At 57.6% G+C, this 14,646-nt stretch carries 15 protein-coding genes and 1 riboswitch; of the genes, 13 read left to right on the top strand and 2 right to left on the bottom strand.

What is annotated here, in order from left to right; genetic code table 11:
- Nucleotides 1-6: 6 nt before the first annotated feature.
- Nucleotides 7-1,062: an efflux RND transporter periplasmic adaptor subunit gene (locus tag P8S54_RS00455; protein ID WP_281442773.1), complete on the bottom strand. Its 1,056-nt coding sequence runs from the start codon at nt 1,060-1,062 to the stop codon at nt 7-9.
- 232 nt (nt 1,063-1,294) lie between these two features.
- On the opposite strand from P8S54_RS00455, the gene P8S54_RS00460 reads away from it, so the two are divergent.
- From P8S54_RS00460 to P8S54_RS00500, 9 genes are all read left to right on the top strand, one after another.
- A complete protein-coding gene (locus tag P8S54_RS00460) occupies nt 1,295-2,767 on the top strand; it encodes an efflux transporter outer membrane subunit (protein ID WP_281442774.1) in 1,473 nt (490 codons plus the stop codon).
- Nucleotides 2,768-2,881: 114 nt separating this feature from the next.
- Nucleotides 2,882-3,931, top strand: coding sequence for a nicotinate-nucleotide--dimethylbenzimidazole phosphoribosyltransferase (cobT, locus tag P8S54_RS00465; RefSeq protein WP_281442775.1), 1,050 nt, complete (start codon nt 2,882-2,884; stop codon nt 3,929-3,931).
- The gene (locus P8S54_RS00470) at nt 3,928-4,644 is read left to right on the top strand and encodes an adenosylcobinamide amidohydrolase (RefSeq protein ID WP_281442776.1); all 717 of its coding nucleotides are present in this window, start codon (nt 3,928-3,930) and stop codon (nt 4,642-4,644) included. Before cobT ends, P8S54_RS00470 begins: the two co-directional genes overlap by 4 nt.
- Nucleotides 4,638-5,639, top strand: a complete 1,002-nt coding sequence (gene cbiB / locus P8S54_RS00475; RefSeq protein WP_281442777.1) for an adenosylcobinamide-phosphate synthase CbiB — start codon at nt 4,638-4,640, stop codon at nt 5,637-5,639. Before P8S54_RS00470 ends, cbiB begins: the two co-directional genes overlap by 7 nt.
- Nucleotides 5,636-6,772 carry a threonine-phosphate decarboxylase CobD gene (gene cobD, locus P8S54_RS00480; protein ID WP_281442778.1) on the top strand — a complete coding sequence of 379 codons (1,137 nt, stop codon included), beginning with the start codon at nt 5,636-5,638 and terminating at the stop codon, nt 6,770-6,772. The genes cbiB and cobD overlap by 4 nt, the downstream gene beginning before the upstream one ends.
- The gene (locus P8S54_RS00485; protein WP_281442779.1) at nt 6,756-7,310 is read left to right on the top strand and encodes a bifunctional adenosylcobinamide kinase/adenosylcobinamide-phosphate guanylyltransferase; all 555 of its coding nucleotides are present in this window, start codon (nt 6,756-6,758) and stop codon (nt 7,308-7,310) included. The genes cobD and P8S54_RS00485 overlap by 17 nt, the downstream gene beginning before the upstream one ends.
- A complete protein-coding gene (gene cobS, locus P8S54_RS00490) occupies nt 7,307-8,077 on the top strand; it encodes an adenosylcobinamide-GDP ribazoletransferase (protein ID WP_281442780.1) in 771 nt (256 codons plus the stop codon). The genes P8S54_RS00485 and cobS overlap by 4 nt, the downstream gene beginning before the upstream one ends.
- The gene (locus P8S54_RS00495) at nt 8,014-8,667 is read left to right on the top strand and encodes a histidine phosphatase family protein (RefSeq protein ID WP_281442781.1); all 654 of its coding nucleotides are present in this window, start codon (nt 8,014-8,016) and stop codon (nt 8,665-8,667) included. Before cobS ends, P8S54_RS00495 begins: the two co-directional genes overlap by 64 nt.
- Complete coding sequence (locus P8S54_RS00500) at nt 8,613-9,044, top strand: bifunctional adenosylcobinamide kinase/adenosylcobinamide-phosphate guanylyltransferase (RefSeq protein ID WP_348651272.1); 432 nt, start codon at nt 8,613-8,615, stop codon at nt 9,042-9,044. The genes P8S54_RS00495 and P8S54_RS00500 overlap by 55 nt, the downstream gene beginning before the upstream one ends.
- Nucleotides 9,045-9,049: 5 nt before the next feature.
- Here the strand turns inward: P8S54_RS00500 and P8S54_RS00505 are convergent, their stop codons facing one another.
- Nucleotides 9,050-9,667: a hypothetical protein gene (locus P8S54_RS00505; RefSeq protein WP_281442782.1), complete on the bottom strand. Its 618-nt coding sequence runs from the start codon at nt 9,665-9,667 to the stop codon at nt 9,050-9,052.
- A gap of 74 nt (nt 9,668-9,741) precedes the next feature.
- Nucleotides 9,742-10,004, top strand: a riboswitch (cobalamin riboswitch).
- Between the two features lie 140 nt (nt 10,005-10,144).
- Here P8S54_RS00505 and P8S54_RS00510 point away from each other — a divergent pair.
- Genes P8S54_RS00510 through P8S54_RS00525 form a run of 4 tightly spaced genes read left to right on the top strand, consistent with a single transcriptional unit; the run spans nt 10,145 to nt 14,589 of the window.
- Nucleotides 10,145-11,947: a TonB-dependent receptor gene (locus P8S54_RS00510; RefSeq protein WP_281442783.1), complete on the top strand. Its 1,803-nt coding sequence runs from the start codon at nt 10,145-10,147 to the stop codon at nt 11,945-11,947.
- A gap of 13 nt (nt 11,948-11,960) precedes the next feature.
- Nucleotides 11,961-12,851, top strand: coding sequence for a cobalamin-binding protein (locus P8S54_RS00515; RefSeq protein ID WP_281444050.1), 891 nt, complete (start codon nt 11,961-11,963; stop codon nt 12,849-12,851).
- A complete protein-coding gene (locus P8S54_RS00520; protein ID WP_281442784.1) occupies nt 12,851-13,822 on the top strand; it encodes an iron ABC transporter permease in 972 nt (323 codons plus the stop codon). The genes P8S54_RS00515 and P8S54_RS00520 overlap by 1 nt, the downstream gene beginning before the upstream one ends.
- Nucleotides 13,822-14,589 carry an ABC transporter ATP-binding protein gene (locus P8S54_RS00525; RefSeq protein ID WP_281442785.1) on the top strand — a complete coding sequence of 256 codons (768 nt, stop codon included), beginning with the start codon at nt 13,822-13,824 and terminating at the stop codon, nt 14,587-14,589. The genes P8S54_RS00520 and P8S54_RS00525 overlap by 1 nt, the downstream gene beginning before the upstream one ends.
- Nucleotides 14,590-14,646 lie beyond the last annotated feature (57 nt).

The raw sequence follows: 14,646 nt of genomic DNA on the forward strand, positions 1-14,646 counted from the left end.
GGCCTCCTAAAGCGCGGCGTCGAGCGGTTTAACGCGCATGCCGTCGCGCAGTAGCTGGACGCCAGTGGCTGCAATGGGCACGCCCGGCGCAAGGCCTGCAACAATAATGACGAGGTCTTGGGTAACTTCCCCCACGGTGACTTGCTGGGGTGAAACCGTGCCGGTCTCTGAGTGATATACCCAAACGCGAAAATCGCCGTCTTCGGTGTGATCCAGCGCACTACTAGGCACTGTGACCACCGAGGTCGTTAGCGCATTTTCTAACTTAATAATGACCGTCGCAGTAGTGCCGGGGAGTGCGATAGGCGAAACACCATCAGCGGGGGCAAATTCAACTTGGTACGTTTGTGCCACTAGGTCAGGTTCAGTGACATGCTCGCGGTAAACTAACGGAATGCGCTCGCCGGGCAGGGTGGCAATTTCTGCTTCGATGTTGAAGACGCTGCCACTCTCCAGGTGCTGCATGAGCGCTTCAGGCACATTAATGCGAATACGCAGCTCAGAGATATCCTGAATACGCACTACCTCCGCATTGGGCGGCACGGTGGTGTGGTTTTCCACAAGGCGCCGTGTCACGAGTGCATCAAAAGGCGCATTTAGGGTGGTATATGCCAACTGTTGTTTAGCATTTTCCAACTGCGTTTCGGCTAACTCCGCATCGGCACGTGCTGCGTCCAGCACGGTTTCAGACACCGCATTGTGCGAATACAGGTTGCGCTGTCGATTAAAATGCCTACGCGCTTGTTCTACTTCTGCTTCAGCGCTGCGTACTTGCAATGCGTAGTCGGTAGGGTCTAGCTGAGCAATGAGTTCACCGCGGGGAATTGTCGTCCCTTGGACGGCAGGAAAGGTTTCTATCCGGCCGCCGACCCGAAAGGCAAGGTTAACGGTACTTTTAGCATCTACGCGCCCAATAAAGCGCCGGCTGGGAAAAAGATCCTGCTGATCTGTTTCAAACAGCTTAATGACTTGCACGGGAGGCTCTGGAGGCGCTTCATCGTTGGAGCAGCCGACAAGCAGTACCGCTGCTATTAATACTATCCATAATACGTTGGGCCTCATTCAATGCCTCCCTGCAGGCGATTAATCATTGGTATGTCGTAATGTGGGTTAATGATATCTGGGTCTTCAGCCCATGGCGTGTTTAAACTGCCCACTATAATAGGTACTCTTAACACATTCGAACAGGCGTTTGGTTTTTTGCTGTACGTGACCACAAATAATGGCACACGTTAAACGCGCCCAATGCAAAAAACGATGATTAACACTAAGGATGGCGAGCGTGCAGCGGAGTATGCAAAAACGTATCTCAAAAGCGATACCCAGCAAGGGTAGCCAAAAGCGCAGTTGGTTAGGGGTGGCATTAGCACTGGTTTTAAGCGGCTGCGCACTTGGGCCTGAGTACCAAGCGCCTGAGGTTGTGCTACCCGATATCTGGCCTGAGCACATCACCTTAAGCCAAACGGAGCGGGATGATTGGCGCAACTGGTGGCGCCAGTTTAACGACCCGGCGCTGAACCAATTAGTGTCGCGGGCCACACACGATAATCTAGAGCTCACCATCCAATTGGCGCGCATTCAAGAAGCCCGCGCCCAGTTAGGGTTTGCAGATGCCGATCAGTTTCCGACCGTAGGCTTTCAAGCGGAAGCCACACGAGAGCGCACACCAGGGGCAGCGTTCCCCATCGATTTTGAACCTATTCAAGATTTAATTACCTCCACTAACAATCAATACTCGCTAGCCGCTAGCCTAGGGTACGAGATTGATTTGTGGGGGCGTTTAGCTAACGAGCGAGAGGCGGCCACCGCAGCCCTTCAACAAAGCGAGTTTGCCCGAGATGCGGCAGAAATAGGTGTCATAGGCGATGTCGTGACGACGTATTTCAATCTAAAGAGCGCTGAGGCGCAGCGCCAGCTACTCGATGAAACCATTGCCTCTTATGAAGAGACCTATCGTTTGCAGCGCCTGCGTTTTGAGCATGGCGACATTAGCGAGCTGGACGTTCGACGCGCAGAAGCCGAGCTGCAGGGGTTGCGTGTAGAGCGGCCTGCATTAGCCAGGCAAGTGGAGGCGTTGCGCGGGGCGTTAGGCGTGTTAGTGGGTATGTCGCCCCAAGAGCTAATCAGCGCGCTGGATACTGGTGATACCCAGCTTGCGGAGATCGCTCAGCCGCAAAGAATTCCTCAAGTGATGCCCTCTGAGCTACTTCAGCGTCGGCCCGATATTCGCTCGGCTGAAGCCTCGCTCATTGCAGCAACGGCGCAGGTAGGTGTTGCGGAAGCGAACCGTTTACCCTCGCTCAATTTAACCTCTTTTATTGGCACAAGTGCCGTAAGTAGCGGCGATCTCTTTAGCGATGCAGCGCGAACTTGGGGGCTTGGTGCGTCGGTAATGGGCCCGCTGTTTGATTTTGGCCGAACCCGTGCGGGTGTTGAAGGCGCTGAAGCTCGGGTTGAGCAGGCTGAAGGGCAGTATCGTCTAACCGTATTGTCAGCTTTTAATGAAGTGCGTGACGCCCTTTACAGCTACGAGTTTACCTCCCAGCGGGCCGCAGCGGTGGAAGAACAAATAGGTGCAGTGCAGCGCGCCCGAGACCTTACGGTATTGATGTATGAGCAGGGCCAGGTTAGCCAGCTTGAGCGCTTAGATGCCGAGCGTAATTTGCTTGCCGCCCGGATGGAGCAAGCCGATGTAAGGCGTGAGGAGCTAGCCGCAGCAGCCACACTATTTAAAACGCTAGGGGGTGGATGGCAGGCCGACCAGTAAAGGCTCAACAATCAAGCCACCAAAATGGTTCAGTTTTGTTACTATTCGGCGTCCTTAAACAGCTGATCTTTTACTCTTTTCTAACTGAGGCCGTTTTGTTGTTCTGGAGCCGCTATGCACCCCATCGTTAAGCAAATAGAACCCATTAACCGTGATGCTGCTGAACACACGCGCGCATACCTAAATACGCTGACCAAGCCGCCCGGCAGCTTAGGTGAGCTAGAAGCCTTGGCGATTCAACTGAGCGCCATCACCGGCATGGCTAAACCCAGCGTGACGCCGCCGCGCATAGTGGTGTTTGCCGCCGACCACGGGGTAGCTAGCGAAGGTGTTTCCGCGTTTCCCCAGGAAGTCACTGCGCAAATGGTGGCCAACTTTACCCAGGGGGGCGCTGCCATTAATGTATTTGCGCGACAAATTGGCGCTGATGTGGAAATCGTCGATGTGGGCGTCGCATCTACGTTAACGCTTTCTGGCATTACCCTGGCGAAAGTGCGTGCGGGCACGGCTAACATGGTGGTGGAAGATGCCATGCACGCCGATGAGGCCTTAGCGGCGATTGAGCAAGGCATAGCGGCAGTTGAGCGCGCAAAAAAGGCAGGGGCACGCTGCATGATTGTGGGCGAAATGGGGATTGCCAATACCACTGCCAGTAGTGCCATGCTAGCGGCCCTGACTGGCGTGTCAGTTGCCCACGTGGTCGGGGCCGGTAGCGGCATTAATAGCGCTCAGTTAGCGCATAAAGTCGCGGTGATTGAGCGCGCGCTAAGCGCCCGCCAAGCCAACGCCGACGACCCTCTAGACGTACTCGCCAAATTGGGCGGCCTTGAGATTGCCGCAATGACAGGCGCTTACCTAGCCTCAGCAGCGCATCGCACCCCCGCGATTGTGGATGGCTTTATTGCCACGGTGGCAGCACTCACGGCCTGCCGCCTCTGCCCATTAGTGCGCGATTACCTGATCTTTGGTCACCGTTCACACGAGCCAGGCCACGCCACAGCGCTAGAAGCACTTGACTCTAAACCACTGCTCTCACTAGGCATGCGCCTTGGTGAAGGGAGCGGCGCGGCGCTGGCCTTTCCGCTACTGCAGGCAGCCGCCGCCATGCTCAGCGAAATGGCCTCTTTTGCCGATGCGGGCGTTAGCAACAAAGCGGCGCAGTGAGCCGTTTGGAAACGCTGCCGTTTAGCCAGCCTTTATTGCTTGCCCGCAGCGAGCAGTGCCTAGCGATCACCTCTGCTATGCCGCTGCGTGTCCTTAGCAGTGCGTTAGTAGGTGAGGGCTTTGGCAGGGTGCGTCATTTTGCGAATTTCCACGTTGATAAGCACTACGATGGCCACTCGCCAAACGAAGATTTAGCGCAGTGGTTATTGGCCCAAGGCTTACCGCTAACATCGGTAGCCATGATGACCGCCGTTCATTTAAACAGCGCCTGTGTGGTTAGCAGGCCGCTGGGTGAACTACCCCATGGCGTGATGGCGCTGGTTACTGCGGGGGTGGGCAACGCCGTTGATATTAGCGTTCCAAGCCAAGACGACCCCCGCTTGGCGCTACGCGCCGCGCCCAAGGTTGGCACCATCAATATATTTGCGTTCTTAGATGCTCAGCTAACCGATGGCGCGTTAGTCAACGCTTGTTTGTCGGTAACGGAAGCAAAAGTGCAGGCGCTCCGGCATGTCGGGGTAACAGATCCTTACAGCGGTACGCCCGCTACCGGCACCTCTACCGATAGCATCTCCATTGCGGCAACCCAGCGTGGCGACGCCACTCCTTATGCTGGATCTGGCACCCCGCTTGGGCGAGCACTGGGCCAGGCGGTTTACCAAGCAACGCTTGGGTCGCTGTCACTTTCACAAATGAGGACGCCAACGTGCTAACGCTGCTGCTAACTTCAACCGTTGGGCTGGTTGCCATTGCGATTGTCATCGACTTGATCGTTGGCGACCCGCGCACGTTGCCGCACCCGGTGGTGCTGATGGGGCGGGCGATTAGCAATTATGAGCGGCTTTGGAACCGAGGCACGGCGCAGCAGCGCAGGTTAAGCGGCGCCTTCTTAACCGTTTCGATGGTCGGCGGTGTATGGTTTTCTAGCTGGTTACTTCTCGTATTGTTAGCCAGGCTGCACCCTGGGTTGGCGTTGCTTGCCGAGCTTTGGCTGCTTTCCACGACGCTTGCGATTAAAGGCCTGGGCGATGCGGCCCGCGCAGTGGTAGAGCCGCTTAGCAAAGGCGACTTGCCCGCTGCACGCCAAGCACTGGGAATGATTGTTGGGCGTGATACCCAAGCCTTAGATGAGGCAGAAATCACCCGGGGAACAGTGGAAACCGTGGCGGAAAATACCGTCGATGGCATCACCGCGCCGCTGTTTTTTGCGCTTATCGGTGGGGCACCGCTGGCGCTGGCGTACAAGGCGGTGAATACCCTAGATTCAATGGTCGGCTACAAAAATCAACGCTATGGCGATTTTGGTTTTGCCTCTGCCAAATTGGATGATGTGGCTAACTGGATACCCGCGCGCTTAACCGCTCTGTGCCTATGGGTCGCTGGCCTGCTATTGAGTATTTCGGGTGTTTTATCCCTACGCTGGAAGGGCGCGCTGCAGGGCACCTGCCGCGATGCGCCGCGCCACCCCAGCCCCAATGCCGGTTGGCCGGAGGCCATGGTGGCCCGTTTGCTTGGCGTGCGATTAGGCGGCACCAATTTCTACCAGGGCGTGGCGTCCCACCGCGCCACGCTAGGCGACCCCCTTGAGCCGCTGCGCTTAGCGCATATCACTGCCACCGTGCGTTTAATGCACGGCGCTTGGATGCTGTTTATGCTGCTAGCGGTTGGGGTCGCTGTGTTGGTGCTTACTCTTCGGGGGCTGTTATGAGTGCGCCTAATCTTGCATGCACCAGCGCTACATGGCCCGCGCATGGCGGTCAGGCTGAAACATTGCTAGCGCATTTTGGTTTGCCCGCAGACCACCCAGTGGAAGACTTTAGCGCCAACCTCAATCCACTAGGCCCACCCCCCTGGGTGCGAGGCTGGCTAACAAAGCAGCTGGACGGCCTTGAGCGCTACCCCGCGCCAGACTACGCCACTGCCCGGCAGGCTATCGCCGCCCATCATCAGCTTCAGCCTGACCAGGTATTGCTAACCAACGGCGGTGCAGAGGCCATTTTTCTTGCCGCCGCGCTGCATGCGGGCAAACATGCTGCGATTGTTACTCCAAGCTTTGGCGAATATGCCCGCGCCTGCCGCGCCCATCGGCTGACTGTCAGCGACATCGCGCTGCGCCCGCCGCACTTTATACTTGAGTTAGACGCGCTAATGGCAGGGCTTGACGGCATCGACGTGCTGTTTTTATGCCGCCCGAACAACCCTACCGCCACGCTTATTGAGAGTTCGGTAATGGAAGCCTTACTGGAGCGCACGGTGTCAATGGGGTGTCATGTAGTGGTCGATGAGGCGTTTGTCGATATGGCAGGCGACAGCCCACAACAGGCTTCCCTGGCACCCTTGCTGGCGCGCTATCCGCATCTGATGCTGCTGCACTCCATGACTAAGTTTTATACCTTGCCGGGCCTGCGGCTGGGCTACTTGTTGGGAAGTGAGGCGACGATTCAAACGGCAGCGATTCACCAGCCGCCCTGGAGCGTTAATCACCTTGCGGCTGAATTGGTGGCGCCGCTGCTGGCGGACAAAGCGTTCGCCAACGCCACCTCGCAGTGGCTAACCAGCGAGCGCCCGGCCATGGAGCAGGCGCTGAAACAGCTAGGTTTGGACGTAGTGCCTAGCCACGCCTGCTTTTTTTGTATTCGCCCCGGTAGTAAGCAGCGCAGGACGGGCATTACCAGCGATGCGCTGTTTGAGCGTTTGCTACGCCACGGGGTGCTGGTGCGTCATACCCATAATTTTTCAGGGTTGAACGGTGAATGGCTGCGAATAGCGCTGCGCGATGCCCCTGCAAATCAGCGGTTGATCAGCGTGTTGAGAAAGGTGCTCAATGATTGTGTTCGTTAGCGGCGGGGCGCGCTCCGGCAAAAGTGAGATTGCTGAGCAGCAGGTAGCCAGTGCTGCAGGCCATTCGCCCTGTTACTACGTAGCCACCGCCGATGTGTACGATGACGAGATGGCTGAGCGAGTGGCCCGTCACCGTCAATCTAGGCAAGCGCAGTGGCAGGGCGTGCAGTGGAAAACCCTAGAGGCGCCGCTACGGGTTGATCAAGCAATTGCCAACGTGCCAGACGGTGGCGCGGTACTGCTGGACTGCTTAACGCTATGGGCTAGCCAAGTGTTGTATGCAAGCGGGCTAAGCGAAGAGGAGGGTTTAGCGCTGCTGGCAGAGACACTTGCTGATGCCCGAGCACGCCGCGTGCATTTAGTGATTGTTTCTAACGATATCAACGAAGCGCTGCCGCCCACCGATGCTGAAACCTGGCGCTATCTGGCTTTTCTTCAGCGGGCTCACCGCTGTGTGGCGGCTGAAGCGGATTCCGTACTTGAGGTCATCGCGGGCTGCGCACTGGAATGGAAGCGAAAGAAGGAGCTGCCACGGTGAAAAATGCTTTATTAGGTCTCTTGCTGGCGCTGCAGTTTCTTACCCGCATTCCGATTCCGGTCGCCTGCCCCTGGACACCCGACACCCGACGCTGGGCCGTGCGCGCCTACCCGCTAGTCGGGTTAATGATAGGCAGCGTGCTGGCGCTAATAGCGTTCGCTATGCAAAACGTGCCTGCACCTATCACTGCGCTAGCCATATTAAGTGTGTGGGTGGCACTTTCGGGGGGGCTGCATTTAGACGGCGTCATGGACATCGCCGATGCGCTAGGCAGTAATCAACCGTTGGCGCGTCGCTGGGAGATCATGAAAGACTCCCAAATCGGCAGCTTTGGAATGCTGGCGCTGGTATTTCTGCTCGCCTGGAAGGGTGTGCTGCTGTGGGCGTTGGTGGCCTATCAGGCGCCTTTGTGGTGGCTGTTGATAGTGCCCGGGCTAGGGCGTTGGGCAGGCGTTGCGTTACTGGTGTTAACACCCTGCGCACAGCAAAAAGGCTTGGCGTGGAGCTGGCAGCAGTCGCTTAGCCGCAAAGACGTAGCGCTTGCGCTATTGCCACTGGCGTTGCTTGCGCTGTTGGCACCTGCCGTCGTGTTGATGTGGCTAATGGCCATCGCTTTTGTGGTACTAATGCGCTGGCTTATGCTGCGACTGTTTAACGGGATTAACGGCGATATGGTTGGCGCCACCATTGAAGGAGGAGAGCTTTGGCTATTGATCTTAGTGTGGAGCTGGTGGCAGTTCGCCACGGTATCACCGCCTGGAATTTAGAGCGCCGCTACCAAGGCCAGCAAGATATTCCGCTGCTGTTTCCAGATGCCGAAGCAGGGCTGTTGGCGCTGCGGGATACGCTGGCCGATGAGCGCTTTGACGCTATCTACTCAAGCGATTTACAGCGTTGCCAACAAACCCTTGCGTGGTCTCGGGCGGCAAAGCCGGGCACGACGGTGAGTTTGGAGCCGCGCCTGCGCGAGCTGGATTTTGGCGATTACGAAGGTAAGGTGTACGACGAATTAAAAGCGCTGCCGCACTACCGCGCCTGGATTGATAGCGTAGGCGAGCTGCAAATTCCTGGCGGTGAGTCCTCCGGCCAGCTACGCGCGCGCCTGGATGCCTGGCTCGACGACCTTGCCGCCAATGCCCTCGCGGGTAATCACCGAAAAATTCTCGCTGTCACCCATGGCGGTGTGATTCGGGAGCTGCGCCGGCGTTTTGAAACCATTGGTTTTTGGGATGGCATTGTGCATCAAGCCCAAGGCCGACGCTGGCAGCTTATTTATCAGCAAAACGCACAGGGAACAGGGGAATGGCAATGCAGCTCTTCATCGGCGGTGCCTGCGCAGGAAAGCGAGACACGGTAACTGCTCGTTTTCCTGCAGCGCGCTGGTGGCGGCTCAATGATGATCACCCCTTGAGCGATTGCCATCAAGCGCTGGAAGCTGAACAGCCGCTGGTTATCACCGGCGTGCTTGAGTGGCTAGCCTCCGCTCTCGACGCTACTGAACACGATGTTTTACGCTCGCAATGGCTGCGCGAGTTAGCCACGCTAGGCCAGCGTGCCGACGAGCTAGGCGCGCCGCTGATTGTCATTACCACGGAAGTGGGGCGAGGTATTGTGCCTATGCAGCCCGAACAGCGCCGCCTGCGCGATGTAAACGGCTGGTTTAATCAAGATGCAGCCGCCCAAGCCGAGCAGGTGTGGTATGTGAGACACGGCTTGGTGGTGGCAGTTAAGTAGCCTGTTTACCGCAGGCGCCGCCAGCGCTGCCAGCCGATCATTAAAAGATGCACAGGCAGGTAAACCACCAGCGGCCAAACCAGTGTCAGCAGGAAGAGGTAGAGCAGAGGATCGAGGGTATCCTGAGGCTGGCCAAAGGGCCCTTGAACCCAGTTAATATTACGCTCGGCTTCGGTGAACAGGTAGGTCATTGGCAGCATGATCCAAGTCAGCACCGTTTGCCACAGCAGGGCACGGCGCGAGTAGCCCAGCTTGGCGACGCCCATGCCCGCCACCAGTGGCAGAACCACATGGTAGAGCGACATGGCCCGCGCCATGGGCGGGTGCTCAGGGTCGAACATATACTCGGTGCCGCCGATAAGGTGTGTGCCAGTAAGCGCCGCCGTGGCAACGTCCAGGCTCCACAAACTGCCGACCAGTGCCACCGCCAGCCACTGCATCGACATCAGCGTGCGCTGCTCGCTCCACAGTGCCGCCAACAGCAGAAAACTCGCCACGTTGCATAGCCAGAAAAAGTTTTGTGCCCCCAGCAACACGACGTAGCTCGGCGCCCATATCAGGATCCATAGCGTAAAGGCCAGCTTTAGCCAACGCGGCACAGTGGCTGCCGAAGAGTGGGCCATGTTCGTCTCCTTGTCGGTGCGCTGCCCTCACTCTAACAATTCACGGTTAATTGACCACCCTCCAACAACTTGCTAGCTTACGCGCACTCTCAGGTGCTGGTGGCGCTCCCGCCATCAGTTAAACGGGAAGTTGGTGAACACGGCTTTGTAAACTAGTGGTTTGAGATAGCTGTGTGAATCCAACGCTGCCCCCGCAACGGTGATCGAGATAAGAACGGCCAAAAACGCCACTGTGCTACGGCATGGGAAGGTGGTCGTTCGGAAAGACACGGCGCTTATGTAAAGCTGCCCCTTTCGCTTGTCAGCCCGGAGACCGGCCTAAGAGTGATGGTTCTAAAGAACCACTCCATACCGAGACGCGGAGGGCGGCTCAGGGTGATGCTGGCGGCTTTCAAGCTGCCGATTTCCCCTTGGTGTTCCTCTGCTCGGTCAAAAAAATACGCTGTGCGGGTGAGCACAGCGAGCAAGGGACCTTTCATGAACCACCGTTTCCACACTACCGCCACCCTGGCTTCGTTTGCTATGGCGGCACTGCCGTTAGCTGTTCAAGCCCAGACGAACGCCCAACCTGCTGCTAATACATTAAATCCGGTGGTGGTGACCGCCGCGCTTGCCCCCCGTACTGCTAACGAAAGCCTGTCGTCGGTTACCGTGTTAGATGAAGCCACGTTGCGCCGCCAAGATCCCGTAAGCATAACCGACCTGCTGCGCGGCCAGCCGGGGGTTGATGTCTCCAGTAACGGCAGCTTTGGCAAAAATAGCAGTGTGTTTATTCGCGGCACCGGCAGTAGCCAAAATGTGCTGTTGATCGATGGCATTCGCCTACGTTCAGCCACCACAGGCGGTGCTGCATGGCAGCACCTTGACCCCCGCATGTTTGATCGCGCCGAAATTGTGCGTGGCCCGCGCGGCAGCCTGTACGGCGCTGACGCCATGGGTGGGGTTATTCAGCTTTTTACGCCCGAAGGAGAGGAGGAGGGGCCACAGCCGCGTATTTCCGTAGGTGGTGGCTCGTTTAACACTCAGCGGGTAGGTGCAGGGATTAGTGGTAAAACAGGTGGTACTCGCTATAGCTTCGCGGGCAACCATTTCACCACGGATGGTCAGCCGATACGCCGCGATGGTGAGGACAAAGGTTACGACAATACCTCAGCCTTGGCGCGGGTTTCTCATACTTTTGAAAATGGCGCAGAAGCGGGCGTTCTGGCCCTTCGTGCCCGTGGCCACAACGAATACGATGGTGGCGAAAACGACTTTGTTCAGCAGGTGGCGGGCGTTTATGGTGAGCTGCCGATGACTGAAAGCTGGCGTAGCCGCTTAACCCTTAGCGAAGCCCGTGATGAAAGCGATAACTTTGCGTCCTTTGGTGATTCAGTCTTTGACACTAAAGTGAGTACCGCTCGCTGGGAAAATACCTTTATTGCCGGTGCCCACGAATTGATCGCTGGCGCTGAGTACAGTGAAGATCGCGTTAACAGCACGACCGCCTATGAAGAAACCAGCCGCAGTAATGCAGCGGTATTTTCCCAAGCGTTACTCGACTTTTCACCGTTTACGTTACAAGCCAGCCTGCGCTTTGACGATAATGAATCTTACGGTGAAGAAGTGACCGGGAGTATTGGCGTTGGCTACGATGTAGATGGTCGCCACACCCTGCGAGCCAACTATGGCACGGCATTTAATGCACCTACTTACAATCAGCTCTATTTTCCCGGCTTTGGTAATCCCGATTTAGAAGCTGAAACGTCCCAAAGCGTTGAAGTTGGCGTGCGTGGCCAGTTCGACAGTTGGTTCTGGGATGCGGCGCTTTACCAAACAGACATCGATAATTTGATAACCGGCCAGGGGCTTCAGTTTAACGTGCCTGAAACCCGCATTCGTGGAGCAGAGCTGGCCGCTGGTGTGGAAGTCAGCGATTGGACACTGGCAGCTGCGCTGACTTACACCGACCCTGAAAACCGGCTGACTGGTAAGCGTTTGCAGAACCGTGCCTCTCAAAGCATTCGCTTAGACGCGGATCGTGAACTAGGCGAGTGGTCGGTAGGCGGCTCTTGGGTAGCTCAAAATCACCGGTACCGTGATGCGCAAAACCAAGACCGTTTGAGCGGCTATGGTCTGGTGAACCTTCGCGCAGGGTGGCAATTTGCTCCGCTATGGAGCGCCCGTGTCACGCTGGAAAACGCGCTTGATCAAGACTATGTGACAACGCGCTCGTTTGATGGCGCTGACTACATCAACGCAGGCCGAGCAGGATTTCTAAGTGTTCACTTTGGCCAGTAGCCAACGTGGGTTAATGCGCGGGGCCTTGGGCCTCGCGTTTTCGCTCATGACCATACAGGCACAGGGCCACGACCATTCACGCTGCGTGGTGGATGATCGTGACCGCGAAGTATGCCTGCACAACGCTGCACGGCGTATTGCCACGCTTTCCCCTGGGGCTACGGAACTCACCTATGCCGCAGGCGCAGGCGACCAAGTCGTTGCCGTGGTGAGCTACAGCGACTACCCCCCAGAAGCTAAAGAGGTTGCGTCGGTGGGGAGCCATACGCGCATCGATTTAGAAGCCCTCGTCGGGTTAGCGCCAGATTTAGTCATCGGTTGGGTGACCGGTAACCCCGCCGAACAGTTAGAGACACTGGAAGCATTAGGTATGCCGGTGTTTTACATTGAACCGCGCACGGTGGAAGACGTCGCCTACACCATTGAGCGTTTAGCGCGGCTAGCGGGCACAGAGCCAGCGGGGCAACGGGTAGCCGAATCATTTAGAACAGGCATGGCTGATCTGGCCTCACGCTATGGCGAACGTGCGCCAGTACGCACGTTCTACCAGGTGTGGGATGAGCCTTTGATGAGCGTTAATAACGATCACCTGATTGGCCAAGTGGTGCAACTGTGCGGGGGTGTCAACGTGTTTGGCGATCAGCGGCGATTAGTGCCACGGCTGGACGATGAGGCCGTGCTGGCCGCCAACCCGGAAGCCATCATTGCCGGGGGGATGGGCGAAGAGAATCGCCACTGGCTGACCCACTGGGAGCAGTACTCGAACCTCACGGCCGTTGCGGCAGAGAGTCTCTATTTTGTACCGCCCTCCCTCATTCAGCGCCCTACGCCGCGCTTGCTGGAAGGCGCGCAGATTCTGTGTGACAAACTCGAACAATCCCGCCAGAAGCGCAGGGCCTCATAGTGGCCGCGCGCCTGTGGCAACCCCTTGGCCTACTGGTGCTGATTGCCATGGCCGCTATGCTGTTCGCCTTAGCGGTGGGCAGTGCGCAGCTTTCCATTGGTCAACTTTGGGCGGTGGTACAAGGGCAGGGCGACGCACTGGCGCGCACCATGGTGATTGATTTACGCCTTCCCAGAGCGCTTTCCGCCTTTGCGGTGGGGGGGCTTCTGGCAGTGGCGGGGGCGTTGATGCAGGTGCTGCTGCGTAACCCGCTTGCGGACCCTTACGTGCTGGGGCTTTCCGGCGGGGCATCCATTGGTGCGCTGGCGGCCATGCTGGCAGGCGCGGGCGGCGTGTTGATTTCAGGCTCGGCGTTTGCCGGTGCGCTGTTTTCGACCTTTTTAGTGTTTGGCCTTGCCCACGGCAGCGGTGGCTGGACGCCTTCACGACTGCTGCTGACGGGGGTGGTGGTGGCTGCAGGCTGGGGCGCGGTGATTACCCTGATGCTTGCGCTAAGCCCTGCCGAGCGGCTGCCGGGCATGCTGTATTGGCTAATGGGCGATCTCTCCTACGCCCGCACCCCGTGGCCACCGTTGCTGCTTTTATTAACGATTTGCATTGTGCTTATACCGCTTGGGCGAAGCTTGAATGTGCTGGCCCGCGGCCCACAGCAGGCGGCAGCGCTGGGGGTGGATGTGCGCCCGCTGGAGTGGGGTATCTATATCGTTGCCAGCCTACTCACGGCGGCAGCGGTCACCACCGCAGGTAGCATTGGCTTTGTTGGCTTGGTGGTGCCGCATCTGCTGCGCCTACTGCTAGGCAACGACCAGCGCTTAATTTTACCGGCCTGTGCCCTGGCAGGGGGCACTTTGCTGGTGCTGGCGGATACGCTCGCCCGCACCATGATTGCACCGGAACAGCTGCCCGTGGGCGTGATTACCGCGCTATTAGGCGTACCCACTTTCTTGTTTTTGCTCTACCGGAGCCGCTGATGAGCGACCTTTCTACCAGCGACCTCATCATCGACGTGCCCGGTCGCGAAAGTGGCACGGCGCTGAACCTTGCCCTTGAGCCGGGTCAAGTGTGGGGCGTGTTAGGCCCTAACGGCGCGGGTAAAACCACATTGCTGCACACGCTGGCAGGGCTGAATGCCCCACGGGCTGGGCAGGTGCTGCTCAATCAATCACCGCTTACTCAACTGCGCCGCCGCCATATCGCCCGTGAGCTTGGCTTAGTGTTTCAAGAGCGCCTGGATGGCTTTCCTGCCACGGTGCTAGAAACCGCGCTGATTGGTCGTCACCCTTACCTTTCTTTGTGGCAGATGGAGGGGGGCGATGACTACGCGCAGGCTGAAGCGGCACTGGAAAGGTTAGATGTAGCGCACCTCCGCGACCGTTTGGTGAGCACACTCTCCGGCGGTGAACGCCAGCGGGTGGCGATGGCCACGGTGCTCACCCAAGCGCCGAAGATTTGGCTGGCAGACGAACCCACCAATCACCTCGATTTACACCACCAAAGCGCGGTGATGGCGCTAATGGCGGAGCAGGCCGCACAGGGGAGTGCGGTAATGATGTGCCTGCATGATTTAAATCTAGCCGCCCGCTGGTGCGATCACATACTGCTGCTATATCCCAACGGTGAAGCCTGCTGGGGGCGGCGAGACACCATGCTGGTGCCCAGTGCACTGGAAAGGCTCTACCAGCAGCGCTTAGCCACGGTACAGGTTGAGGGTGCGCCGGTATTTGTACCTATTCAGTAATACCTGACGTCACGATAAATTCAAAAAGCTTGTAGTCGACAAGCGTGTGTAAAAGAG

This window comes from Halomonas sp. M1 (assembly GCF_029581375.1).
Lineage (GTDB): Bacteria > Pseudomonadota > Gammaproteobacteria > Pseudomonadales > Halomonadaceae > Vreelandella.

Bases quoted from the DNA above. Each gene is read 5' to 3' on its own strand.
- P8S54_RS00510 (WP_281442783.1), top strand. From the start codon at position 10,145: ATGAACCACCGTTTCCACACTACCGCCACCCTGGCTTCGTTTGCTATG.
- P8S54_RS00460 (WP_281442774.1), top strand. From the start codon at position 1,295: ATGCAAAAACGTATCTCAAAAGCGATACCCAGCAAGGGTAGCCAAAAG.
- P8S54_RS00485 (WP_281442779.1), top strand. From the start codon at position 6,756: ATGATTGTGTTCGTTAGCGGCGGGGCGCGCTCCGGCAAAAGTGAGATT.
- P8S54_RS00505 (WP_281442782.1), bottom strand. From the start codon at position 9,667: ATGGCCCACTCTTCGGCAGCCACTGTGCCGCGTTGGCTAAAGCTGGCC.
- cobT (WP_281442775.1), top strand. From the start codon at position 2,882: ATGCACCCCATCGTTAAGCAAATAGAACCCATTAACCGTGATGCTGCT.
- P8S54_RS00500 (WP_348651272.1), top strand. From the start codon at position 8,613: ATGGCAATGCAGCTCTTCATCGGCGGTGCCTGCGCAGGAAAGCGAGAC.
- P8S54_RS00525 (WP_281442785.1), top strand. From the start codon at position 13,822: ATGAGCGACCTTTCTACCAGCGACCTCATCATCGACGTGCCCGGTCGC.
- cobD (WP_281442778.1), top strand. From the start codon at position 5,636: ATGAGTGCGCCTAATCTTGCATGCACCAGCGCTACATGGCCCGCGCAT.
- P8S54_RS00515 (WP_281444050.1), top strand. From the start codon at position 11,961: ATGCGCGGGGCCTTGGGCCTCGCGTTTTCGCTCATGACCATACAGGCA.
- P8S54_RS00455 (WP_281442773.1), bottom strand. From the start codon at position 1,062: ATGAGGCCCAACGTATTATGGATAGTATTAATAGCAGCGGTACTGCTT.